Genomic DNA, 21984 nt, shown 5'->3' with positions numbered 1-21984 from the left:
TGATGGAGTGTCCCTGACATGCCGACCTACCGTCTCCTTCCGCCCGCCGCGCCGCCCGTGCCGCCGGTGCTCGACGAGCACCAGCAGCGGGTCGTCGACCACGCGGGCGGGCCGCTGCTGGTGCTGGCCGGGCCCGGCACCGGCAAGACGACCACCATGGTCGAGGCGATCGTCGACCGGATCGAGCGGCGCGGCGCCCGCCCCGACTCGGTGCTGGCGCTGACGTTCTCCCGCAAGGCCGCCGAGCAGCTGCGCGACCGGGTCACCGCCCGGCTCGGCCGCACCACCGGCGCCAGCCCGTCGATGACCTTCCACTCCTTCGCCTACGGACTGGTGCGTCGCTATGCGCCCGCCGAGCTCTACGCCGCACCGTTGAAGCTGCTCAGCGCCGCCGAGCAGGACGTGGTGCTCGCCGAGCTGCTCACCGATGCGCCCGAGTCGGTGCGCTGGCCGGAGCGGCTGCGGGCCGCCGTCGGCACCCGCGGCTTCGCCCGCGAGGTCGCCGGGGTGCTGGCCCGAGCGCGGGAGCGTGGCCTCGACCCCGACCAGCTCGTGGAGCTGGGCCGCCGCGAGCGGGCCCCCGAGCTGGAGGCGGCCGGTCACTTCCTCGCGCAATATCTGGACGTGCTCGGCGACCAGGCCGCGATCGACTACGCCGATCTGGTGGCCCGGGCGGTCATCGAGGCCGAGCGCCATCGCGACGAGCTCCGGGCTGCCTACTCCTGCGTCCTCGTCGACGAATACCAAGACACCGACCCGGCCCAGGTGGCGCTGCTGCAAGCCCTCGCCGGCGACGGTCGCGACCTGGTCGTGGTCGGCGACCCCGACCAGTCGATCTACGGCTTCCGCGGTGCCGACCTGCGCGGCATCCTCGACTTCCCGACACAGTTCCGAACGGCGGCTGGCGACCCCGCCCCGGTCCTCGCCCTCGGCACCACCCGGCGGTTCGGCCACGCCCTGCTCGCCGCGTCCCGGCGGGTCGCTCGCGGCATCCCGCTGACCGGGGCGATCCCCGCCGACGCCTACGACGCCTTCCGCACGCCGGAGGTCGCCGCCGGCACCCCGGACGGCGAGGTCGGAGTGCTGACCTTCGACACGCCACGAGCCGAGGTCGAGCACATCGCCGACCTGCTCCGCCGCGGCCACCTCGAGGGCGGTCTCGGCTGGGGCGAGATGGCGGTGCTGGTGCGCTCGGGACGCAACTCGATCCCGGCGCTGCGTCGCTCCCTGATGGCGGCCGGCGTGCCCGTCGAGATCGCCGCCGACGAGACGCCCTTGGCCCAGGAGCCCGCGGTCCGGGTGCTGCTCGACGCGCTCTCGGTGGCCGTCGACGCCGAGATCGAGAGCGGCGATCACCTCGACTATGTCACCGGCGACCGAGCGCGGGAGCTGCTCACCTCGCCGCTCGGCGGCCTCGACGTCACCGACGTCCGCGCACTGATCCGGCATCTGCGCGGCGTCCACCCCGAAGCGCGCAGTCGTGACCTGCTTCGCACCGCCCTCCTCGACCCCGACGCCCTGGCGCACGTCGAGGGCGAGCCGGCCCGGCGGGCCGCCCGGCTGGCCCGGCTGGTGGCGGCCGCTCGCGAGGCGATCGCGGCGGGCGCCAGTGCCGAGGAGGTGCTGTGGGGCCTCTGGAGCGGGAGCGGCTGGCCCGACCGGCTCCGCACCGCCGCCGAGTCCGGCGGCCCGGCGGCCCGGCTCGCCCACCGTGACCTCGACGCGATCGTCGCCCTCTTCGAGGCCGCCGCGAAGGCCGAGGAGCAGCGAGCCAAGACCAGCCCGCAGACCTTTCGCAAGCAGCTCGAGGCCCAGCAGATCCCGGCCGACACTCTTGCCGAGAAGGGGGTGCGCGGCGAGGCGGTGCGGCTGCTGACTGCCCACCGGGCCAAGGGGCTGGAGTGGCGGCTGGTGGTCGTCGCCCATGTCCAGGAGGGCAGCTGGCCCGACCTGCGTCGTCGTGGCTCGCTGCTGGGTCCCGACCGGATCCCGCCAGGCGGCCGGGGCGAGCTGCTGCCACCGCTCGGCAGAGCGGCGATGCTGGCCGAGGAGCGCCGACTCTTCTACGTCGCGGTCACCCGAGCCCGCGAGCGGCTGATCGTCACCGCCGTGCGCAGCGCGGAGGAGGACGGCGAGCAGCCGTCGCGATTTCTCGACGAGCTCGACCCGACCGCGGACGAGGATGCCTTGGCAGCACGCCATCGGGTCGGCCGCCCCGCTCGCTCGCTCTCGCTGCCCGGTCTGGTCGCCGAGCTGCGGCGCGTGGTCGCCGACCCGGCGCAGCCGGCGCAGCGCCGCAACGCGGCCGCGCTGCGACTGCGACGGCTGGCGTCGGTGGTGCCGGCCGCGGACCCGGCGACGTGGTGGGGTCTGCACGCCTCGTCGGTGGCGATCGAGCCCATCCGGCCCGCCGAGGAGCCGGTGCGGATGTCGGCGAGCGCGCTGCAGAGCATCCTGGAGTGCCCCGTGAAGTGGTTCCTGGAGCGGGAGGCCGGCGGCGAGCGACCCAGCACCAGCAGCCAGGGCTTCGGCACCATCGTCCATGCCCTCGCCGAGCGGGTCGCCTCCGGCGAGCTCGGCGAGGCGAGCGTCGCGGACCTGATGGAGCTCGTCGACGAGGTGTGGGACCGGATGGAGTGGCGTACCCCCTGGGCGGCCCAGCGCGGTCGTGACGACGTCCGCGCCGTGCTGGAGCGCTTCCTCAACTGGCACCGTCGCGCCGAGGCCCGCCTCGTCGTCCAGCAGGAGGCCAACCTCGACGTCGAGGTCGACCTGCCCGACGGGCAGCGGGTGCGGCTCTACGGCTTCGCCGACCGACTCGAGCTCGACGCGGACGGCAAGGTGGTGGTGGTCGACCTCAAGACCGGGAAGTACGCCCCGCGCGACAAGGATCTCCACCTCAACCCGCAGCTGGGGCTCTACCAGCTGGCCGTCGACCACGGCGCGGCGAAGGAGTGGGCGGGCGAGGCCGGCTCCGGGGGCGCCGAGCTGATCCAGCTCCGGATGGGCTCCGGCGGCCTGCCGAAGGTGCAGGCCCAGGCACCCGCCACCGACGACGCGCCGCTCGCCGTGGTGGAGCAACTCGGCGACGCGGTCCGGGCGGTGCGCGGGGAGACCTTCGTGGCGCGTCCCGACGACCAGACCTGCCGGTTCTGCTCGTTCAAGCCGGTCTGCCCCGCCTGGTCACCGGGGAGCGTGCTCTCGTGAGCCCGCGGATCCACACCCCCGAGCAGCTGCGCGACCTGCTCGGCGAGACCTGGACCTATAGCGCCGAGCAGTGGGCCGCGGTGACCGCCGACCCCACCCGGCCGGCCGTGATCATCGCCGGCGCCGGCTCCGGCAAGACGGCGGTCATGTCCGGCCGGGTGGTCTGGCTGGTCGCCAACGGCATCGTCACCCCCGACCAGATCCTCGGACTGACCTTCACGACCAAGGCCACCGGCGAGCTGCAGCAGCGCGTCCGCGCCGCCCTGCGCCGCGCCGGCCTGCTCGGCGCCAGCCCCGACACCGGCACTGGCATCGCCGACGACGTCGAGGAGCCCACCATCGCGACGTACCACTCCTATGCCGCCAACCTGCTGAGCGAGCACGGTCTGCGCATCGGTCACGAGCCCGACGCCCGGCTCATCGCCGACGCCGCCCGCTTCCAGCTCGCCGCCCAGGTCGTCTCCCGCTACGAGCAGCCGGTCCACGCCCTCACCGACCACCCCGACACCGTCATCGGCAACCTGCTCGCCCTCGACGGCGATCTCGCCGAGCACCTCGTCAGCCCCGAGCAGCTGCGTGCCTGGGACCTCGACGCGCTCGACCAGCTCCGCGCCACCGACGCCAAGGGCTGGAAGGCCGACTACGACAAGGCGATCAGCGCGATCACCCGCCGACTGGAGCTGGTCGGGCTGGTCGAGGCCTATCGCGCCCGCAAGCGCCACCTCGGCCTCATCGACTTCTCCGACCAGATCGCGCTCACCGCCCGGCTGGCCGAGGAGCACCCCGCGGTCGGCGAGGCAGAGCGGGAGCGATTCCGGGTCGTGCTGCTCGACGAATACCAGGACACCTCCGTCGCCCAGGCCCGGATGCTGCGCGCACTCTTCACAGGCGGTCATCCGGTGATGGCCGTGGGCGACCCCAACCAGGCCATCTACGGCTGGCGCGGCGCCTCGGTTTCCAACATCCTCGGCTTCCACCGTGACTTCCCGCCCGCCGACGACCGCCTGCCCACCACTCTCAACCTGACCTTCAATCGGCGCTCCGACCGACGCATCCTCGAGACCGCCAACCTGCTTGCCTCACCGCTCTACCAGGCCACCGGCACCCTCCCGCTGCGGCCCAAGGAGGATGCCGACCCGGGCGAGGTCCGCGTCGCCGTCTTCGAGACCTACGACGACGAGCTCGACCACCTCGCCGACCAGGTCCGCGCCACCCACGACCGGGGCACGCCGTGGCAGGAGATCGGCGTGCTGGTCCGCACCAACGCCCACGGCGCCGACGTCTACGACCGGCTCACCGCCGCCGAGATCCCGGTGGAGATCGTCGGCCTGAGCGGGCTGCTCCGGCTCCCCGAGATCGCGGAGGTGCTGGCGACCCTGAGCCTGCTGCGAGACGTGACCGACAACGCCGCCGTGCTGACCCTCCTCAACGGTCCCCGCTGGGCGATCGGGCTGCGCGACCAGGCGCTGCTCGGTCGTCGCGCCCGCGAGCTCGGCGGCCGCGGGCAGCAGCGGCGCCCGGACGTGCACGGGCAGCTGGCCGCCGCGGTCGAGACCGTCGACCCGGCCGAGGTCAACGCGCTCTGCGACGCTCTGGAGGACCCCGGCGACCTGCCCTACTCCGCCGAGGCGAGGCAGCGGTTCGCGGCGCTGACGGCCGAGCTGCGCCGACTCCGGGCCGCGGCGGGTGAGCCGGTCCTCGACCTGGTACGCCGCATCGTCGAGACCATCGGCATCGACGTCGAGCTCTCCTCGGCAGTCAGCGAGAGCGCTCGCGCCCGCCGCGACAACCTCGACCTGTTCCTGCAGGCGGTCGCCGAGTTTCGCGGCTTCGACGGCCAGATCACGCTGCCGGCGCTGCTCGCCTGGCTGGAAGCGGAGAACGACGCCGGCCAGGGCCTCGACATGACGACGCCGAGCGACGCCGAGTCGGTCAAGCTGCTCACCATCCACCGGTCCAAGGGGCTGGAGTGGGACGTGGTGTTCCTCCCGGGCGTCAACGTGGACCAGTTCCCCAATGGCACGTTGCGCAGCGGCCACCTGACCTCGCCGCAGGTGCTGCCCCAGCCGCTGCGCGGTGATGCCCACGACCTGCCCCGCCTGACGTCGTACGGCAAGGACGAGTTCAAGGACTGGGTCGAGCGCCGCCGCGCCCACCAGGCGGACGAGGAGCTCCGGCTCGCCTATGTCGCCTGGACCCGGGCGCGTCACGAGCTGGTGGTCTCGTCGTGGCGGTTCGGCCCCAACCAGCCGTCGCGAGGATTCGGTCCGTCCGACTACCTCGAGACCACCCGCGCCGCGATGGCCGGCTGGGGCGCCGAGCCCGAGCGGTGGGCGCAGCGGTGGGAGCGGGGCTCGGAGGAGACCAACCCCTACGCCGGCCGGGTGGTCGAGCACCCCTGGCCGATCAGCCACCGCACCCTGGAGGTGGAGCGTCGCGTCGAGGCGGCCCGGCTGGTCCGCGACGCGGTCGACGACGGCTACGCCGACGAGCTCACCCAGGTGTGGGACACCGAGCTGGCGCGACTCCTCGACGAGCTGGCCCGGCAACGCGCCGTCGAGGTGGAGGTGCCGCTGCCGAGCGCGCTCTCGGCCACGGCACTCGCCCGGTTGCGAGAGGACCCGGAGACGTTCGCCCACGACCTGGTCCGGCCGATGCCCCGGCAGCCCTCGGCCGCGGCCAGGTTCGGCACCCGCTTCCACGCCTGGGTGGAGACCCGCTTCGGACAGCAGGACCTCTTCGACCCCGACGAGTTGCCGGGTCGCGGCGACAGCGACATCGAGGACGACGCCGACCTGGCGGCCGTCGTCGAGTCATTCGAGCGAGGCGAGTTCGCCGACCGCGCCCCCTCCCGGGTGGAGGCGCCCTTCGCGCTGGTGCTCGCCGGCCAGGTGGTGCGCGGTCGCATCGACGCGGTCTACGCCGAGACTAGGCCGGACGGCAGCCCCGGGTGGCTGCTGGTCGACTGGAAGACCAGCCGGTCCCAGACCGCCGACCCGCTCCAGCTCGCCCTCTACCGGCTCGCTTGGGCCGAGCTCACCGGCGACCCGCCGGAGTCCGTCCGTGCCGCGTTCTACTACGTCCGCACCGACACCCTCGTCGAGCCGGCCGACCTTCCCGACCGCACCGAGCTGGAGAGGATCATCAGCGTCGGTTGAGCCGACCCATCACGGATTCCGTGTTGACCGTCCGGCACCGGCGTCGTTTGCTCGACGGCATGACGTTGACGGCGTGGGAGACCTGGCGCGAGGAGCGCGACAAGCAGTTTCGCGAGCCCTACACCTGGACCAGTTTCCGGGGCCTCACCTGGCTCACGACCGAGCCGGTAGCGATCCCGGGCACCCCGGGGCGCTGGTGGACCGACGGCGAGGCCGTCCATGTCGCGCCCGGCCACGACGACACCGATCGGCTCGTGCTCGCCGGGACCGGCGAGCCGGTCACCGAGGAGACGGTCGTTCGTCCGGGTGAGAGCCACAGCCTGTGGGCATTGCGGTACGGCGGCCCCGACTCCAGCCGCGTCGCCATCGAGCTGCTCTTCTTCACCAACCCCGACGGGACCACCCATCGCGGCGTCCGGCCGCGCGACCCCGACAACCCGCTTGTCGAGCACTTCGCCGGCATTCCGGTCTTCGACTACGACCCGGCCTGGGTGGTGACCGGCCGGATTCGCTACCTGGCCGAGCCGGTGGCCGCAGAGGTCGGCTCCGAGCAGCCCGACCTGCGCTTCGCGGTCTCGATCATCGGCGAGATCGAGCTGCCGCTGCCGACCGGCGACACTGTGGCGCTCAAGCTGGTCGGCGATCGACACGGCACGCACCAGCTCACCTTCGCCGACATCGCGGCCGGCGTCGCACCGTGGCGCACCATCCGCTTCGAGCCCGACGCCGTCGCGGCCGACGGCACGATCGAGCTCGACCTCAACGTGCTACAGAACTATCCAGCCGGCGTCGCGCCGTACTGCTTCTGCCCACGAGAGCTCCCCGAGAACCGTCTCCGGATCGCTCTCCCGGTGGGTGAGAAGAGCGCCCGCTGAGCCGACGCATCGGGGCTAGCTACTAGGTTGGATTCCGTGGCTTCCCAGGGGCATGTGCATCTGCGGCTCAGTCAGCACCCCCACGACCGGCTCCACGCCCGCCGCAACGACGAGGAGTGGTTGAGCCGTCAGTGGGCGGCCGAGGACTCTCTCGCCGTCGTGATCGCGGGAAATCGGGTCCGTCCCGTCGACGGCCGGATCGAGTGGCTGCCGACCAGCCAGGCGCCCGCCGGACAGCGGCTGCTGCTGGGGGAGCGGGACGGCCGTACCTGGTTCGCGGTCCGGGTCCAGCCCCGGCCCGAGGACGGCTGGGTGCCGCTGCGCGGCGTGCTCCCGGCGCTCGCCGCCGACGACACCGGTCAGGCGCCGCTGCTGTTCCACGCGCTCGGCCTCGCCGAGTGGCTGCACGTCACCAGATTCTGCCCGCGCTGTGGTGGCCCGCTGTCGCCACGCGCGGAGGGTCACGAGTTGGTCTGCTCCGACGGTCATGTGCAGTTCCCGCGCACCGACCCGGCGGTCATCATGCTCATCACCGACGGCGAGCCCGGCTCGTCGTCGGAGCGCTGCCTGCTCGGCCGGCAGCGGGTCTGGCCGGTCGGCCGGTTCTCGACGCTGGCGGGCTTCTGCGAGCCGGGGGAGTCGCTGGAGGACGCCGTACGCCGCGAGGTCGCCGAGGAGGCGGGCGTGGTCGTCGGCGAGGTGACCTACTTCGGCAACCAGCCCTGGCCGCTGCCTGCCAGCCTGATGCTGGGCTTCTTCGGCCGCGCCCTGGCCACCGACGTCGTCGTCGACGAGGACGAGCTCGAGGAGGCGCGCTGGCTGACCCGCGCCGAGCTGCGCACCGAGGCCGAGACCGGCTCGCTGGTGCTCCCCGGCGGCGCCTCGATCAGCAGGTCGCTGATCGAGGAGTGGTACGGCGGCCCGCTGCCGGGCTCCTGGTAGAGGACCGGAGCAGGCCAGCATCGGTCCGGACCGGCCCCCACGGATACCGATTCCACACCACCCAATATGGCACCAGGGATATCAGCAACCCGGGTTAATCGGCCGGCTCCTCGTAGGGCTCAGCCCGCCAGCGCCGCGAGCTTCTCCCTGACCTGGATCACCGAGGGGTTGGTCTGGGCGGTGCCGTCGCTGTAGACGAGCGTCGGCACCGTCTGGTTGCCGCCGTTGACCTGCTCGACGATCGCTGCGGCGCCCTCGACCGCCTCGATGTTCACCTCCTCGAACTCGATGCCCTCACGGCCGAGCTGGGCCTTGAGCCGCTGGCAGTAGCCGCACCAAGGGGTCGTGTACATCGTGAACTTCGAGTCGGACATGACAGCGGGAACACCCACGGCAACCGAGGCATTCCCACGTGGCGCATCAAGGCCGGTTCGTGGCGAGGACTGCTCGTTGCCTACGATCCAGAGGTGTCCCCGTTCGACCGGTTGTCCAAGATCCATGTCCTCGCCGCGATCCGCGATCACGGTGGCCAAGCCGACGAGCGCCTCGACGGCGCTGAGGCGGACGTCATGATCGTCGAGCGCGGCAGGCAGTACGACGCCCGTGCGATCGTCCTGGCGGCGTACGAGAAGGTCACCGGCGAGCGAGTGACCGTCGACCAGTTGCCGCAGGACCTGGCTGGCCTGTTGACCCGCCTGGAGCTCAAGGTGGTCCGCCGCAGCGAGATCCGGGCGGCAGAGGAGTCACGGCGTCCGAAGGCGCGGGTGTCCGGGACGCGTCGGTCGGCCGCACCGGCGAGAGCGCCGAAGGTCAGGCCGCCGGAGCCTCAGCTCGCGCTCTGCCCGCGTTGCATGATGCAGCTCCCCGCCGGTCGGAGCAGCTGCGACTACTGCGACTGAGCAAAACCCGCTCATCGCAGACCGCGCCAGCCGCGCCAGTCCCCGAACGCGTCCCTCAGCTCCTCGGCATCGTCGATGTCCGTGCCGCCATCTAGGGTGATCGCTGATGACTCCCACCGATCTGCTCGACGCCCTCGATCCGGAGCAGCGCCGCGTCGCCGAGGCGCTGCGAGGCCCGGTGAGGGTGCTTGCCGGTGCCGGCACGGGCAAGACCCGGGCGATCACCCACCGCATCGCCTATGGCGTCGCGACCGGGGTCTACGCCCCGACGGAGATCCTCGCCGTCACGTTCACGACTCGGGCGGCGGGGGAGATGCGCCAGCGGCTGCGAGCGATGGGAGCCGGCGCGGTGCAGGCGCGCACCTTCCACTCGGCCGCGCTGCGACAGCTGCGCTACTTCTGGCCTCACGTCCACGGCACTGAGCTGCCCACGCTGACCGAGTCGAAGATCCCGATGATCGCCCAGGCGGTGCGGCGGCAGCGGCTCAACGCCGACCAGGCCATGCTCCGCGACCTGGCCTCCGAGATCGAGTGGGCCAAGGTCTCCAACGTCCACCCCGATGTCTACGCCAAGGTCGCCGCGGCTCGCGGCAGGGCGGTCGGCCTCGACCACGACACCGTCGGCCGGGTCTTCTCCTCCTACGAGGACGTCAAGCGGGCTCAGGCGCGCATGGACATGGAGGACGTGCTGCTGCTGACGGCCGGTGTGCTCGCCGAGGACGAGCGGGTCGCCGCCCAGGTGCGCCGGCAATACAAGTGGTTCGTCGTCGATGAGTTCCAGGACGTCTCGCCGCTGCAGTCGGCCCTGCTCGACCTGTGGCTCGGTGGCCGCGACGAGATCTGTGTCGTCGGCGATCCGGCTCAGACGATCTATTCCTTCGCCGGTGCCGACGCCGGCTACCTGCGCGGCTTCACGAGGAAGTTCCCCGACGCCACCAGCGTCGAGCTGGTCCGCAACTACCGCTCGACCCCGCAGGTCGTCACCACCGCCAACACGCTGTTGGCCGGCACCGAGTCCCAGGGTGTCGCGCTGGTCGCGCAGCGGCCGGCCGGCCCGTCGGTGACATTCCACTCCCGCTCCGACGAGGTCGCCGAGGCGGAGGCCGTCGCCAACCGGATCCGGCAGCTGAATGCTGACGGCCGGCCGTTCTCCGAGATGGCCGTGCTGTTCCGCATCAACGCCCAGTCGGAGACCTTCGAGGAGGCGCTGACCGCCGGCGGCATCCCGTACGTCGTGCGGGGCGCTGCCCGCTTCTTCGACCGGGCCGAGGTGCGTGAGGCGGTCACCCGGCTTCGCGGGGCGGCTCGCGCCGAGCCGGCCGCCGATCTGATCGAGACCGTCCGCGACACGCTGTCCGGCATGGGCTGGTCTCCCGAGCCTCCGGAGGCGCGCGGGCAGACCCGTGACCGGTGGGAGTCCTGGCAGGCGCTGGTCGACCAGGCGTCGTCGTTCGACGGCGACCTGACGGCGTTCGTGGAGGAGCTGGACCGCCGTGCCGCCGACCAGCACGCCCCGGTGGCCGACGGTGTCACGCTCGCCACCTACCACGCGGCCAAGGGCCTGGAGTGGGACTCGGTCTTCCTCGTCGGTCTGCAGGAGGGCACCCTCCCCATCACCTATGCACTCGACTCACCCGAAGCCGTCGAGGAGGAGCGTCGCCTGCTCTACGTCGGTGTCACCCGCGCCCGGATCGACCTGTCGCTCTCGTGGTCGCTGGCCCGACAGCCCGGCCAGCGGTCCTCCCGCAAGCCGTCGCGGTTCATCGAGCCGATGCTGCCCGAGTCGGTTCGCCCGGTCGAGCGGCCGCAGTCGCGCGGCGCCCGGATGTGCCGCACCTGTGGCCGGCCGCTCGGCACCGCCACCGAGAAGAAGCTCGGCCGTCACGAGGACTGTCCGGCGGCCTATGACGAGGAGCTCTTCGCTCGGCTGCGGGCCTGGCGCAAGGAGACCGCGGACGCGATCGCCAAGCCGGCCTTCGTGGTCTTCACCGACCTCACCCTAGAGGAGATCGCGGCACGTCGGCCCACGACCGACAAGGCGCTGCTCGCGGTCCCGGGCGTGGGCCACAACAAGCTCGCGACGTACGGCGCCGAGGTGCTCGCGATCGTCGCCGAGTCCGCGTGATGTCCGCTTGGCAGAAAATCTTCCGGAAATCGGCCTTAAATGGTTTGCGGGTCTCCGGTAGGGGTAGGTAGCGTCTCCCTCGACCTGTTAGGCGCGCACACCGGAAGGAGGTGGCCGAGATGAGCATGAACCTGATCTACACCACGACTGGCGCTCAGTCGTCCTTTGGCATGTCCACCTGCGGCCACGTGATCTTCCCGCGCACCATCCTCGCTGCCGGCGAGTGGTCTGTCCGCACTGATGTCAAGGGACACGTGGCTGCCGTCAAGGCCACCCGCAACGGCCAGGGGACCCACGCCTGGAGACCGCCGAGAGTCTGAGACCCAGACTCGGCAGCCTTCAGGCCGCGGAACCCGACCAGGGTCCGCGGCCTTTTTTGTTGGAAAAAATCGCGATCAGGAAGCAACAGGAGGTGAACGATGACCACCAGCGTTCTCGACCGGGCCTACCAGGCGATCGAGGCTGGGCCGGCCGACCTGGCCGACATGGTCGATGACGAGCTGCTGCCATGTCGGGTCAACAACCCGGAGCTGTGGTTCGCCGAGTCCCCGAGCGACGTCGAATGCGCCAAGGCGCTCTGCCAGAGCTGCCCCGTCCAGGCGCTCTGCCTGGACGGCGCACTCTCCCGCCGGGAGCCGTGGGGCGTGTGGGGCGGTGAGCTGTTCCTTCAGGGAGTGGTGATCCCCCGGAAGCGGCCGCGGGGCCGTCCACGCAAGGACGCCGTTGCATGAACACCGAACTTCGAGACAACAGGAGCATCACGATGAACCTCATCTATGAGGAGTTGGCGCGCGCGCATCAGGCCGCGCGCCTGGGAGAGGCGCAAGAGCAGCGCCGGGGCCGTGCCCTGGCGCGCGCCCGCAGGCTCAGCCGCAAGGCCGAGCTCGCGGCGCAGCAGGCGCGTCTGGCTCTCGCCCGCGCTCTGTAGCAGACCAGGGGGGATCACCTCCTCCCGGCACCCTGATCGCGGGTGACGCGAACGGCCCGTCCTGCCTCCACCGGAGGCGGGGCGGGCCGTTCTATGTTGGTGCCATGGCCGAGATGATCACTAGTCCACCAGGATCGGCGTCGCCGACCTGATTCGCAGGGACTGGGCCGCGCCGGCCTTGGTGACCGTGCCGTCGACCATCGCCCACCCACCGCCGTCGAGGCGATACTCCGCCTCCCACACCGTGTCCACCCTCGCCTCGACCTCGCCCTTGGTCCGGTAGCGATGGGTGACCTCGAGCTTCGGATACGCCGCGCCCGGCTTCGTGGTCGTCTTGTCGACGCCGTCTCCGAAGTGCCAGCCGAAGGACTGCGGCCTGATCCGGAAGTCGACGGTGTGCTCCAGCACGGTCACAGTCGCCGTGAACGGCTCCGCCACGGTGTAGAAGTTGGTGTCGAAGTTGACCAGCGTCTCGCCGCCCGGCGGCTGGACCACGATCACGGACTCCGGCACCGGGATCGATTCGAAGGCGCTGCGGATGTCGCCCATCGTGACGGTGTTTTCCTCGGGACAGTTCGTGTGGGGATAGAGGTGCAGGCCGTCATTCGTCTGGTACCAGACGTTTTCCATGGGATCCCCGTTGTCACAGGCCAGTTGAGCATCGTCCACGCAGGTCGAGGCGCCCGCCAGATTGCAGGCTGGCTCGTGCACCCAATGCCCAGGCGGTAGGGCATTGTCGCTACCACCGTCCGGACTACCAGTGCCACAAGTCTGACCTGAAGCGTCGAACCCACCCTCGCCAGCCCCGGTCGTCGGATCACATGGACCGGGACTGTCAACATCTCCGGCTGTCGCCATTGATGCGAATCCGAGGATTGAGAAAATTAAAATCGATGAGCCGAAGAGTAATAGAGGTCTCATCTCACTTCGCCTCATGGAACTGAGCGACTTTCCAGGCGCCGTCGTCGGCTAGTAGTTCGAGTACGCGTTGAAAGGTTCCGCCATCGCTCTGCCAGTCTTGGGAATCATCCGGGTAGTTGACTTGCTGCGGTTGAAGCGTAAGTGTGAAGGTCACAACGGCTACCGTCAGCCCAGGCGAGTTACGCCAAGTCACTGACAACTCAGAGACCTCCCCGTCTCCGCCAAGGATCTGGCCGTGTTTGTCGTAGACCCTTCTGATGGCCGAGATGCCGTTCTCACAACCAGCACAGCCCTGAACGCTCTCGCGCCCAATGGCATCTGTATCGCCAGTCGACTGGGCATAGTCCACGACCGCCCAGAAGTACCTCACGAACGCCTTGGCTCCCGCCTCGTCGTGCGACTTCGCGGCCTCCGGCATGACCGGCGGCGTGGGGCCGGTCGGTGTGGGTGACGGGGGAGGGGCGGAGGTGGAGGGGGTGGTCGCGGGCGTTGTCGACGGCGGCGGGTCGGCTGCTTCGCTGCCTCCCGATGAGCAGGCTGATGGAAGCGTCAGTGAGCCAGTGGCGACGACCGCGCCGATGAGTGATGCGACACGTCTCATGAACCGTGGTCCTTCCCGAGATGGTCGGGAATCTACCCAGGGGGCCCGGGGTCCGAAACACCCTTGCGAGAATCTGTGGACAACCGGCCCAATGGATAGGTCCCGGCCGGCGTGCGGAGGTAGTGGCGACCTCCGGGGGATTGCCAGTGGTAGAGGCCGGGGGAGAGCTTCGAATATCGCCAGCCGGCGTGGGTCTTGAGACGGTGGTGAAGTCGGCATAGGGAGCCGAGATTCTCGGTATTGGTCTGGTCCGGCGGTCCGTTTGGATCGTAGGGCTCGTTGTGGTCGCGGTCGGCGGGGCGAGCATCGCGCGTGCAATAGGGGTGAACGCAGGTGGCGTCGACCAGGGTGGCCTGCTCGTGCATCTGCTCTGAGGGCGCATAGCCGTCGCGGGTGAGGGGCTGAGCCAGGTCGAGCACTGGGGTGACACGGAGGCTGGTGCCTGGGGTCGCGCACCAGGTCTTGAGCTGGTCGAGAGTGATCAGTGTGTCGGGTGACTCCAGGCGGGCCAGGCCGGTGCCGGCCAGGTCGCGGTCGAGGTGGACGTAGAGCCGCAGCTGACGAGTTGGTGCGGTGCCGTCGTAGCCGGCAAGCGTGCGGCGGGCGATGACGCCGAGGGCCTTGGCACGGCGCACGTCGAGGGAGTCCGACTCTGGCTCGAGGTCGGCGGCCACCTGCGCGATCGCGGCGTCGAGGTCGGCGGCGTCGGCGAGGTCGAGGGCGGCGTCGAGGTAGACGGTCCCGTCGACCGGGGTGTGCTTGGCGATGCTGACGTGGCGCTGCTCCGCAGCCTCGGCGGCTCGGCGGGCGGCTTCCTCGGGGTCGTGCAGCGCGATCGCGGCGTCGACGAGGCGGTCGAGTCTGGTGGCGCCGATCTGGTGGGCCAGCGGAGCGACGTGCTCGGCGACGTAGCCGGCGGCCGCCTCGGTGAGCGTGCGGGTGCGCCGAGCGATGAGCCGGGCCCGCCAGACCGGCACCTGGCCGTTCTGAAGCCGTCGCCAGAGCGGTCCGAGTCGCTGGCTGATCTCGAGCGCATCGCCGAGGTAGTCTCGTGCGGTGTGGTCGGCCATGCCGAGCGCGGCAGCGAACTCGGCCACCGCGTCCTCGGCGACGAGCGGCGCACCCTCGCCTGCGAGAGCCAGGTCGGTGACCTGCCCCCGCTCGGCGACCAGTGCCGCCGCGCCGGGATCGGTGGTGGCATGAAGCAGGCAGAACTCCGCCGCCCGGGTGATCGCGTAGACCTCCGCGCGAGCGGCGGCCTCGCGGAAAGAGGCCACGTCGGCCAGCACAGCGTCGGACGCCGTCTGGACCAGGTCCAGTGCGGCGCCAGATCGTGCTGGCTCGGCAGTTGCGCTCATGACCCAAGCCTAACAGGTTGTGCTACGTATTCAAACATATGTTCGTAAAATGGCAGAGATGTAATCCGTTTGTGCAGCGTTCGAGACTGGGAGGCAGAGCTGGAGTTCTGGCGGCGACTGACCGGCTGGGAGGTCCGGCCGACCAGACATCGCGACGGACAACCGCGCGGCCGCGAGAGGCGGTGGACCGGTCTGGACGGTGCTCGACCCGCCCGCCGGCCCGGTCGTCTGCGTGACCGATCGCGATCCTGACACTGGTCTAGTCGGCTAGCGCGTCCCAGGCGCAGCCGCACAGCGGGTGACGGGCGAACGCCTGTGAGGACGGCAGGCCCACGGCGGGGAGGGTCAACACCGCCGACCAGGTGTCGGGCAGGTCGCCGTCGACATAGGCCAGCACCTCGCGGACGACCAGCGCCAGCGCGAGTGACTGGGCGACGGGATCCACCGGCGTCGAGTCGGCGACCTGTGCCAGCTGGTCGACGACCAGAGGACGACGGGGATCGGGGTCGTCGAGGTCGACGCACCGCAGACATGCCGTCTGGCCGGGTACGACGAGCGGCCCCACTTCCCAGCAGGAGGCGGTGCCGGCGACCGGCAGGTGGGGTACGCCGGAGCGCAGATGCTCGTCGAGCAGGGAGCGCCGCACCGGCCCGAGCGAGAGGACGACGGCCAGTGACCCTGGCCCGTCGACGGGCAGGACGCCGGCGGCCTTGAGCAGTGTCGAGACCGGGCCGACCAGGGCGGCCGGACCGGTCAGCGAGACGGCGGCCGCGGCCCGGGCGGCAGCCCGCTCCGGATGAGAGGAGCCGTAGGCGCCCGCCAGCCAGCTCGCCGTCGGCGAGGTCGGCGCCGGCACCACGGCATCGGCCGCGGTCAGCGCGGCCAGTGCCCGCCGCGCCGGGAGCGAGTCGGGAGGCTCCCCGGGCTCGGGGGAGGCGAGCGTGGCGAGCAGGCGTCGTACCGGCGCGGTGTCGGCCAGCACGACATGGCCGACCTGGAGGTGCGCGTCGTCGTGGCGCACCGCCGTGAGGCCGGGCCGGAGGATCATCCGAGACATGACCCGAGCGTGCCGAGCCGAGAGAAGGCTCGCAACCGGCTCTCCACAGGCGAAATGACGGCGGCGCCGATCCCGAGGGATCGACGCCGCCGTCGCGGTCCTACGGTGGGCCGAGGATCAGGCCTTGCCGAGGATGCGGTTGAGGTTGGTGCCACAGGTCGGGCAGACGGCCTTGGCCATCTTGGTGCCCTTGTCGTTGACCTTGATCTCGCCCGTGGCCTCGCGCTTCTCCTTGCACTTCACGCAGTAGAACTCGCCGCTCCAGGTCTCCGCCATGACGGCCTCCTTGCCTATGTCTTACGTTGGTCGTCGCGACGGGTATGTCGGGGAAGCCCGCCGGGGCCCCGGCCTGGGCCGGTGAGCCGCCTCGACCTTACGGCACGCTCCGCGCCTGAGCCCACTCGGCACGCTCGCGTGGCGTGGCGTGTCGCAGTGGAGCAAGAAGACGAGAGACCCCCGGTGTCCTGGATCGTCCTTCGCCTTCCCCTTGCCAAGGACGTCCGGCGGCGCCGGGGGTCTCGTCTGCGGAGAAACCTAGGGAGCCACGCCGAGCGGGTCAACGCAGCGGCTCCCCTGCCTGTGGACAGCGGTGTGGAAAGCCTGGTGAAAACGCCGGGAATACCGGTGGACAACCATGGGAGACCGGTGTGGAACACCGGTGGGTCAGAATGGGATGCGCCGCGCTGACCAGCGTCGATGCAGTCCACCGGGTGTGGAGGAAAAATAGATGGAGCCAGTCGCCGCGCTGCGCCGCATCGCGTTCCTGTTGGAGCGGGGCCGCGAGGACACCTACAAGGTCAAGGCGTTCCGTGCAGCGGCCGCCACGCTGTTGCCGATGGACGCCGAGGAGATCGCCCAGGCGGTGGCGAGCGGCACCCTCACCGACCTGCCCGGCATCGGCAACAGCACCGCCACCGTGATCAAGGAGGCGGTCGAGGGCAGGGTGCCCGAGCGGCTGCGCGACCTCGAGGAGGAGTACGGCGGCCCGCTGACCGACGGCGGCACCGAGCTGCGACAACGGCTCAAGGGGGACCTGCACTGTCACTCCGACTGGTCCGACGGCGGGTCGCCGATCGAGGAGATGGCCTTCACCGCCATCGAGCTCGGCCACGACTACCTGGTGCTCACCGACCACTCGCCGCGGCTGACGGTCGCCCACGGCCTCAGCGCCGAGCGGCTGACCCGACAGCTTGCCGTCATCGAGGCGGTCAACGACCACCTGAGCGGTGAGTTCACCCTGCTCAAGGGCATCGAGGTCGACATCCTCGACGACGGCGGGCTCGACCAGACCGAACAGCTGCTGACCAGGCTCGACGTACGCGTCGCCAGCGTCCACTCCAAGCTCAAGATGGACCCCGAGCCGATGACGAGACGGATGGTCAGAGCCGTCGAGAACCCGCTGACCAACGTGCTCGGGCACTGCACCGGTCGGCTGATCACCGGCAGCCGGGGCACCCGGCCGGGCAGCAGGTTCGACGCCCGGGCGGTCTTCGAGGCCTGCGCCGAGCACGACGTCGCGGTGGAGATCAACAGCCGGCCGGAGCGCCGCGACCCGCCGACCCGGCTGCTCGAGCTCGCCCGCGACATCGGCTGCCTGTTCTCGATCGACTCCGACGCCCACGCGCCCGGCCAGCTCGACTTCCAGCTCTACGGCTGCGAACGGGCCGAGGCAGCCGGCATCGACCCGGACCGAATCGTCAACACCTGGCCGCGGGAGCGGCTGCTGGAGTGGGCCAAGCCCTAGAGTCGCAACATGGTGGACCAGCAGATCGAGGTGCGGCGCAGCAGGCGCCGCCGTCGTACCGTGTCCGCCTACCGCGACGGCGACCGCATCGTGGTGCTCATCCCGGCCAGCCTCAGCAAGAAGGAGGAGGCCGAGTGGGTCGAGACCATGGTCGCCCGGCTGGAGCGGCAGGAGAGGCGGCGCAAGCCCTCCGACGAGGACCTGCTCAAGCGGGCGAAGGCGCTCGGCGACGAGTACTTCGGCGGTATCGCCGTCCCGGCCTCGGTCCGCTGGGTCGACAACCAGCAGTCGCGCTGGGGCTCGTGCACGCCTGGTGACCGCACCATCAGGCTGTCGCGACGGCTGGAGGGGATGCCCGGCTGGGTCGTCGACTACGTCCTGGTCCACGAGCTGGCGCACCTGTTCGAGCCGCACCACAACGAGGCGTTCTGGGGCTGGGTCGACCGCTACCCGCACGCCGAGCGGGCCAAGGGCTTCCTGCTCGGCTGGTCAGCCGCGGCCAGGCTGGAGCCGCCGCCCGGCGAGTCGGACGAGGGCGAGGTCGACGAGGTCGACTAGGTCCGGGTCGGGCGAGGGGAGTGCGTCGGCGGGCCACCACCGCACGTCCAGCGACTCGGCGGAGACGGCCGGCACCGCCTCGGGCGGTACGACGGCCAGGAACCGGACGTCGTAGTGGTGCACGCCGGCGCCGCAGAACGGCACCTCGTGGTCGCTGAGCTGGACCGGGTCGGGGTCGAGCGAGACCGAGAGGCCCGACTCCTCGGTCGCCTCCCGGGTGGCGGCGGCGAGCAGCGAGGCGTCGCCGGGCTCCAGATGCCCGCCGAACTGGAACCACTTGCCGGCCTTGGCGTGCAGCGTCAGCAGCACCGCGGCGCCGTCGGCGGACATCACCAGGGTCGAGGCGGTGAGGTGGTGCGGGCGCCCGGCCCGGTAGACGCCGTCCGGGGTCTCGGCGAGATAGGCGACGTAGCGTGCCCGGAGCGCCTCCTGAGCGGGATCGGGTGCACGCCACCCGGAGAGCACGCCGAGCGCGTCAGCGTGGAGTGCGCTCACTCCCCGGACTCGCCGGGACCGTCCAGCAGCGCCCGCAGCTCGGCGTCGAACTCGTCCGCGGAGAGCTCGGCCGGGGTGTCGGCGCCCTCGCGGAAGCCCAGCGGGTCGTCGAGGTCGGCGGCGGTCGGCAGCAGCGCCGGCGACATCCAGACCCCGTCGCGCGCCTCGGCGCCCTGCCGCTGCCGCAGTGAGCCCCACATCGTCGAGGCGTCGCGCAGCCGGCGCGGACGCAGCTCGAGACCGACCAGCGTCGCGAAGGTCTGCTCCGCCGGGCCACCGGCGGCCCGGCGGCGCCGGAACGCCTCCTGCAGCGGCGTGGCTGCCGGCATCCGCTCACGAGTGGCCTCGGCGACGATCTCGTCAACCCAGCCCTCGACCAGCGCCAGCACGATCTCCAGCCGCTCCAGGGCCGCTTGCTGGGCGGGGGAGTCGGCCATCTCGAAGAGCTGGGGGTTGTCCATCAGCTGCTGGAAGGAGGCCGGGTCGGTCGGGTTGATGCCGCGCAACTGTTCCTCGACCTTCTCCTGCAGGCTGCCGAGGTTGATCTCGACGCCCTTGGCATAGGACGTCACGGTGTCGGTCACATAGGACCGCAGCCACGGCACCCCGGCGAACAGCCGCTGGTGGGCGGCCTCGCGAAGCGCGATGTAGAGCAGCACGTCGTCCTCGGTCACCCCGTCCAGGCCGGCGGCGAAGGCATGGACGTTGGTGGGGACCAGCGCGGCCCGGCCGGGGGCCGCCAGTGGTACGCCGATGTCGGAGACCGAGAGCACCTCACCGGCCAGCGCGCCCAGGCCGGAGCCGGCCTGGTTGGCCACCATGGCGCCGATCGCCTTGCCCAGGAAGCCCGCCATCGGGCCGAGCTCGGCGGGCATGGCGTTGACCGAGGAGGCGGCCACCGGCTCGATGAGCACCTTCCAGGTCTCGATCGTGTTGACCAGCCACTCGGCCCGGCTCCAGGCCGACGTCGTGGTGACGCCGGAGGGGAACGTGGTGGTGCCGTCGATCCAGTAGTCGGCGAGCCGCAGCGCGTCGGCGACGGCGTCCTGCTGGCGCTGCGACGGCGTCGGGTCGCCGCCCGCGGCAGCGCTCTTGCGGGCCAGGTCCAACGCCAGGTCCCAGTTCAGCGGGCCGTCGTAGGACTGCGACATCATCGCCTGGATCTGCCCGAAGAGTTGCGACAGGTCGGGCATGCCGCCCGGGCCGCCGAAGAGAGCCTCGAACGGCGTGCCCTTGAACGGGTTCTCGGAGCTGTCGTCTCCCGGAGTTGCCATGTCGACAACGTTACGCGGCAGCGGCAAGAAGCGCCTGCCCGCGGCGCAGGCCACTAGCGTAGGTCCGTGACACATCCTGCAGTCAGGCTGGCCGACATCCGCGACGTGCCGCTCGACGTGGCCGAGGTGGTGGCGGCCCTCGACGACGACGCCTCCGGCGGTCTCACGCTGTTCGTCGGCCGGGTGCGCGACCACGACGCGGGGAAGGGCGTCGCCGGTCTGGCCTACGAGGCCCACCCGACCGCGCTGGCGCGGCTGGTGGAGGTCTGCGAGCGGGTCGCCACCGACTTCGAGGTCAACGCGGTGGCGGCCGTGCACCGCACCGGTGACCTGGCCATCGGCGACATCGCGGTCATCGTGGCCACCGCCAGCGGTCACCGCGGCGACGCCTTCGCCGCGAGCAAGGCCCTGATCGACACCCTCAAGAGCGAGGTGCCGATCTGGAAGCACCAGCGGTTCGCTGACGGAACCGAGGAGTGGGTCGGCCTACCCTGAACCCGTGGAGATCCTGCTCTGGCTCGCGCCCGCCGCCGTCGTGACGGTCCTCGCCATGTGCTGGGTGGCGTGGCTCGGCCGGGAGCACCGCGAGCATCGGGAGGACCGCGAGGCCGCTACCCGGCGGCTGGGCGAGGCGCTGTCGCGACAGCCGCGCACGACGTACGCCGCCCCTCGACTGCCCCGGGAGAGGTCCACCGGCGTCGCGGTCCGCCAGCGCCGGAAGGCGGGCTGACCACCCCTCACCGCCCGCTTGGACGGTGATGAGAAGGTTTGTGCCGTGATGCAGATGTCCCAGCGCACCCTGGCGGGGTTGATCGCCGTACCGCTGGTGTTGGTGCTGTTGCTGGTGGCGCTGCTCACCCCGCTTCCCTACGTGGTCTACCGGCCCGGGATGACGCTCGACGTGCTCGGCGAGGACCAGGGCAAGCCGATCGTCGAGGTCTCAGGCCTGCCGGTCTATCCCGTCGACGGCCAGCTGCGCATGGTGACCGTCTCGGTCACCCGGCCCGACACCAAGCTGACGCTGCCCGGCCTGATGGCCGCCTGGTTCGACAAGCACGACGCCGTCTACCCGTGGAGCGCGGTCTACCAGAGCGGCGAGACCGACGCGGACAGCGAGAGCGAGGGTGCCGCGCAGATGTCCTCCAGCCAGGACATCGCCGCCGGGGTCGCGCTCCGCGAGGACGGCGTCGACGTCACCGCGGAGGTCAGCATCGGCTCGGTCGTGACGGGCAGCCCGGCCGCGGGCCAGCTGCAGGCGGGCGACGTCATCGACAAGGTGGACGGCGAGAAGATCACCAGCGCCGACCAGCTCATCGACCTGGTCAGCACGACTCCCGCCGGCCAGCAGCGCACCTTCACCATCAGCCGCGACGGCGTCACCAGCGAGGTGAGCATCGCGCCGGTGGCCGACGACGACGGCACGCCGCGGATCGGCGCCTCGCTGGCGGAGCGATTCCTCGACCTCCCGGTCGACGTCGAGCTCAATATCGACTCAGACATCGGCGGCCCGAGCGCTGGCCTGATGTTCTCGCTCGCCATCTTCGACACCCTGACGCCCGGGGCGCTGACCGGGGGCCACGACATCGCCGGCACCGGCGAGATCGCGACCACCGGCGCCGTCGGCGAGATCGGCGGCATCCAGCAGAAGATCGCGGGAGCCCACCGCGACGGCGCGGAGCTCTTCCTGGTGCCACCCGGCAACTGCGAGGAGGCGCTCGGTGCCGACAACGGCGACATGCGGCTGGTGCGTGCCGACACCATGCACGACGCCGTCGAGGCCATCACGACGTGGGTCGCCGACCCGAAGGCCGACCTGCCCACCTGCGAGGATCAGTAAGACAT

At 71.1% G+C, this 21984-nt stretch carries 22 protein-coding genes; 14 read left to right on the top strand and 8 right to left on the bottom strand.

From position 1 onward, the window contains the following. Window positions 1–18 precede the first annotated feature (18 nt). The 4 genes from QM595_RS07550 to nudC are packed head-to-tail and all read left to right on the top strand — an operon-like array spanning window position 19 to window position 8182. Window positions 19–3207, top strand: a complete 3189-nt coding sequence (locus QM595_RS07550) for an ATP-dependent helicase (RefSeq protein ID WP_415170925.1) — start codon at window positions 19–21, stop codon at window positions 3205–3207. Next, window positions 3204–6365, top strand: coding sequence for a UvrD-helicase domain-containing protein (locus tag QM595_RS07545; protein ID WP_415170924.1), 3162 nt, complete (start codon window positions 3204–3206; stop codon window positions 6363–6365). The genes QM595_RS07550 and QM595_RS07545 overlap by 4 nt, the downstream gene beginning before the upstream one ends. Window positions 6366–6424: 59 nt before the next feature. Beyond that, window positions 6425–7240 carry a DUF1684 domain-containing protein gene (locus tag QM595_RS07540; protein WP_415170923.1) on the top strand — a complete coding sequence of 272 codons (816 nt, stop codon included), beginning with the start codon at window positions 6425–6427 and terminating at the stop codon, window positions 7238–7240. A gap of 36 nt (window positions 7241–7276) precedes the next feature. Next, a complete protein-coding gene (nudC, locus tag QM595_RS07535) occupies window positions 7277–8182 on the top strand; it encodes an NAD(+) diphosphatase (RefSeq protein WP_415170922.1) in 906 nt (301 codons plus the stop codon). A 119-nt stretch (window positions 8183–8301) separates the two neighbouring features. Here the strand turns inward: nudC and QM595_RS07530 are convergent, their stop codons facing one another. Then, window positions 8302–8556: a mycoredoxin gene (locus QM595_RS07530; protein WP_415170921.1), complete on the bottom strand. Its 255-nt coding sequence runs from the start codon at window positions 8554–8556 to the stop codon at window positions 8302–8304. A 93-nt stretch (window positions 8557–8649) separates the two neighbouring features. Here QM595_RS07530 and QM595_RS07525 point away from each other — a divergent pair, with 93 nt between their 5' ends. The 5 genes from QM595_RS07525 to QM595_RS07505 all read left to right on the top strand — a co-directional run bounded on the left by QM595_RS07525 (window position 8650) and on the right by QM595_RS07505 (window position 12134). Beyond that, on the top strand, window positions 8650–9081 hold the full coding sequence (locus QM595_RS07525; protein WP_415170920.1) for a hypothetical protein: 432 nt from the start codon (window positions 8650–8652) through the stop codon (window positions 9079–9081). Window positions 9082–9187: 106 nt separating this feature from the next. Then, complete coding sequence (locus tag QM595_RS07520) at window positions 9188–11206, top strand: ATP-dependent DNA helicase UvrD2 (protein WP_415170919.1); 2019 nt, start codon at window positions 9188–9190, stop codon at window positions 11204–11206. A 119-nt stretch (window positions 11207–11325) separates the two neighbouring features. After that, a complete protein-coding gene (locus tag QM595_RS07515; RefSeq protein WP_415170918.1) occupies window positions 11326–11526 on the top strand; it encodes a hypothetical protein in 201 nt (66 codons plus the stop codon). Window positions 11527–11691: 165 nt separating this feature from the next. Continuing rightward, window positions 11692–11937, top strand: a complete 246-nt coding sequence (locus tag QM595_RS07510) for a WhiB family transcriptional regulator (protein ID WP_415170951.1) — start codon at window positions 11692–11694, stop codon at window positions 11935–11937. Continuing rightward, window positions 11934–12134, top strand: a complete 201-nt coding sequence (locus QM595_RS07505) for a hypothetical protein (RefSeq protein WP_415170917.1) — start codon at window positions 11934–11936, stop codon at window positions 12132–12134. Before QM595_RS07510 ends, QM595_RS07505 begins: the two co-directional genes overlap by 4 nt. A gap of 120 nt (window positions 12135–12254) precedes the next feature. Here QM595_RS07505 and QM595_RS07500 read toward each other — a convergent pair whose 3' ends face one another. From QM595_RS07500 to QM595_RS07480, 5 genes are all read right to left on the bottom strand, one after another. After that, window positions 12255–12764 carry a hypothetical protein gene (locus tag QM595_RS07500; protein WP_415170916.1) on the bottom strand — a complete coding sequence of 170 codons (510 nt, stop codon included), beginning with the start codon at window positions 12762–12764 and terminating at the stop codon, window positions 12255–12257. Between the two features lie 292 nt (window positions 12765–13056). Beyond that, window positions 13057–13656, bottom strand: a complete 600-nt coding sequence (locus tag QM595_RS07495) for a DUF6318 family protein (protein WP_415170915.1) — start codon at window positions 13654–13656, stop codon at window positions 13057–13059. A 32-nt stretch (window positions 13657–13688) separates the two neighbouring features. Then, window positions 13689–15014 (bottom strand): HNH endonuclease, encoded by a 1326-nt coding sequence (locus tag QM595_RS07490; protein ID WP_415170914.1) that lies wholly within the window; start codon window positions 15012–15014, stop codon window positions 13689–13691. A 259-nt stretch (window positions 15015–15273) separates the two neighbouring features. Beyond that, on the bottom strand, window positions 15274–16071 hold the full coding sequence (locus QM595_RS07485) for a hypothetical protein (RefSeq protein ID WP_415170913.1): 798 nt from the start codon (window positions 16069–16071) through the stop codon (window positions 15274–15276). Between the two features lie 117 nt (window positions 16072–16188). Then, complete coding sequence (locus tag QM595_RS07480) at window positions 16189–16347, bottom strand: DUF5679 domain-containing protein (RefSeq protein WP_415170912.1); 159 nt, start codon at window positions 16345–16347, stop codon at window positions 16189–16191. 451 nt (window positions 16348–16798) lie between these two features. On the opposite strand from QM595_RS07480, the gene QM595_RS07475 reads away from it, so the two are divergent. Together QM595_RS07475 and QM595_RS07470 are read left to right on the top strand one after the other, a co-directional pair. After that, window positions 16799–17815, top strand: coding sequence for a PHP domain-containing protein (locus QM595_RS07475; protein ID WP_415170911.1), 1017 nt, complete (start codon window positions 16799–16801; stop codon window positions 17813–17815). A 9-nt stretch (window positions 17816–17824) separates the two neighbouring features. Continuing rightward, entirely contained in the window at window positions 17825–18373 is a 549-nt protein-coding gene (locus QM595_RS07470; RefSeq protein ID WP_415170910.1) for a M48 family metallopeptidase, read from the top strand. Here the strand turns inward: QM595_RS07470 and QM595_RS07465 are convergent. Both QM595_RS07465 and QM595_RS07460 read right to left on the bottom strand, forming a co-directional pair. Continuing rightward, window positions 18305–18868: an NUDIX hydrolase gene (locus QM595_RS07465; RefSeq protein ID WP_415170909.1), complete on the bottom strand. Its 564-nt coding sequence runs from the start codon at window positions 18866–18868 to the stop codon at window positions 18305–18307. The genes QM595_RS07470 and QM595_RS07465 overlap by 69 nt on opposite strands. Then, window positions 18865–20142 (bottom strand): zinc-dependent metalloprotease, encoded by a 1278-nt coding sequence (locus tag QM595_RS07460; protein WP_415170908.1) that lies wholly within the window; start codon window positions 20140–20142, stop codon window positions 18865–18867. The genes QM595_RS07465 and QM595_RS07460 overlap by 4 nt, the downstream gene beginning before the upstream one ends. Window positions 20143–20208: 66 nt before the next feature. Between QM595_RS07460 and QM595_RS07455 the strand changes: the two genes are divergently transcribed. The 3 genes from QM595_RS07455 to QM595_RS07445 are packed head-to-tail and all read left to right on the top strand — an operon-like array spanning window position 20209 to window position 21979. Continuing rightward, a complete protein-coding gene (locus tag QM595_RS07455) occupies window positions 20209–20637 on the top strand; it encodes a molybdenum cofactor biosynthesis protein MoaE (RefSeq protein ID WP_415170907.1) in 429 nt (142 codons plus the stop codon). Between the two features lie 4 nt (window positions 20638–20641). Continuing rightward, a complete protein-coding gene (locus QM595_RS07450; protein WP_415170906.1) occupies window positions 20642–20872 on the top strand; it encodes a hypothetical protein in 231 nt (76 codons plus the stop codon). Between the two features lie 48 nt (window positions 20873–20920). After that, the gene (locus QM595_RS07445; protein ID WP_415170950.1) at window positions 20921–21979 is read left to right on the top strand and encodes a PDZ domain-containing protein; all 1059 of its coding nucleotides are present in this window, start codon (window positions 20921–20923) and stop codon (window positions 21977–21979) included. The last annotated feature ends 5 nt before the right edge of the window (window positions 21980–21984 follow it).

Origin of the sequence: Nocardioides sp., assembly GCF_047607185.1 — a bacterium.
Classification (GTDB): Bacteria; Actinomycetota; Actinomycetes; order Propionibacteriales; family Nocardioidaceae; genus Nocardioides.
The sequence above is the reverse complement of the archived record's forward strand: the minus strand, read 5'-3'. Positions and strand labels throughout refer to the sequence as shown.

Excerpts from the sequence above, each read along its gene's own strand:
- QM595_RS07505 (WP_415170917.1), top strand. The coding sequence starts at position 11,934 with ATGAACACCGAACTTCGAGACAACAGGAGCATCACGATGAACCTCATC.
- QM595_RS07510 (WP_415170951.1), top strand. The coding sequence starts at position 11,692 with ATGGTCGATGACGAGCTGCTGCCATGTCGGGTCAACAACCCGGAGCTG.
- QM595_RS07520 (WP_415170919.1), top strand. The coding sequence starts at position 9,188 with ATGACTCCCACCGATCTGCTCGACGCCCTCGATCCGGAGCAGCGCCGC.
- QM595_RS07485 (WP_415170913.1), bottom strand. The coding sequence starts at position 16,071 with ATGTCTCGGATGATCCTCCGGCCCGGCCTCACGGCGGTGCGCCACGAC.
- QM595_RS07475 (WP_415170911.1), top strand. The coding sequence starts at position 16,799 with ATGGAGCCAGTCGCCGCGCTGCGCCGCATCGCGTTCCTGTTGGAGCGG.
- QM595_RS07445 (WP_415170950.1), top strand. The coding sequence starts at position 20,921 with ATGCAGATGTCCCAGCGCACCCTGGCGGGGTTGATCGCCGTACCGCTG.
- QM595_RS07530 (WP_415170921.1), bottom strand. The coding sequence starts at position 8,556 with ATGTCCGACTCGAAGTTCACGATGTACACGACCCCTTGGTGCGGCTAC.
- QM595_RS07550 (WP_415170925.1), top strand. The coding sequence starts at position 19 with ATGCCGACCTACCGTCTCCTTCCGCCCGCCGCGCCGCCCGTGCCGCCG.
- QM595_RS07480 (WP_415170912.1), bottom strand. The coding sequence starts at position 16,347 with ATGGCGGAGACCTGGAGCGGCGAGTTCTACTGCGTGAAGTGCAAGGAG.
- QM595_RS07460 (WP_415170908.1), bottom strand. The coding sequence starts at position 20,142 with ATGGCAACTCCGGGAGACGACAGCTCCGAGAACCCGTTCAAGGGCACG.
- QM595_RS07500 (WP_415170916.1), bottom strand. The coding sequence starts at position 12,764 with ATGGAAAACGTCTGGTACCAGACGAATGACGGCCTGCACCTCTATCCC.
- QM595_RS07470 (WP_415170910.1), top strand. The coding sequence starts at position 17,825 with ATGGTGGACCAGCAGATCGAGGTGCGGCGCAGCAGGCGCCGCCGTCGT.
- QM595_RS07540 (WP_415170923.1), top strand. The coding sequence starts at position 6,425 with ATGACGTTGACGGCGTGGGAGACCTGGCGCGAGGAGCGCGACAAGCAG.
- QM595_RS07490 (WP_415170914.1), bottom strand. The coding sequence starts at position 15,014 with ATGAGCGCAACTGCCGAGCCAGCACGATCTGGCGCCGCACTGGACCTG.
- QM595_RS07515 (WP_415170918.1), top strand. The coding sequence starts at position 11,326 with ATGAGCATGAACCTGATCTACACCACGACTGGCGCTCAGTCGTCCTTT.
- QM595_RS07495 (WP_415170915.1), bottom strand. The coding sequence starts at position 13,656 with ATGAGACGTGTCGCATCACTCATCGGCGCGGTCGTCGCCACTGGCTCA.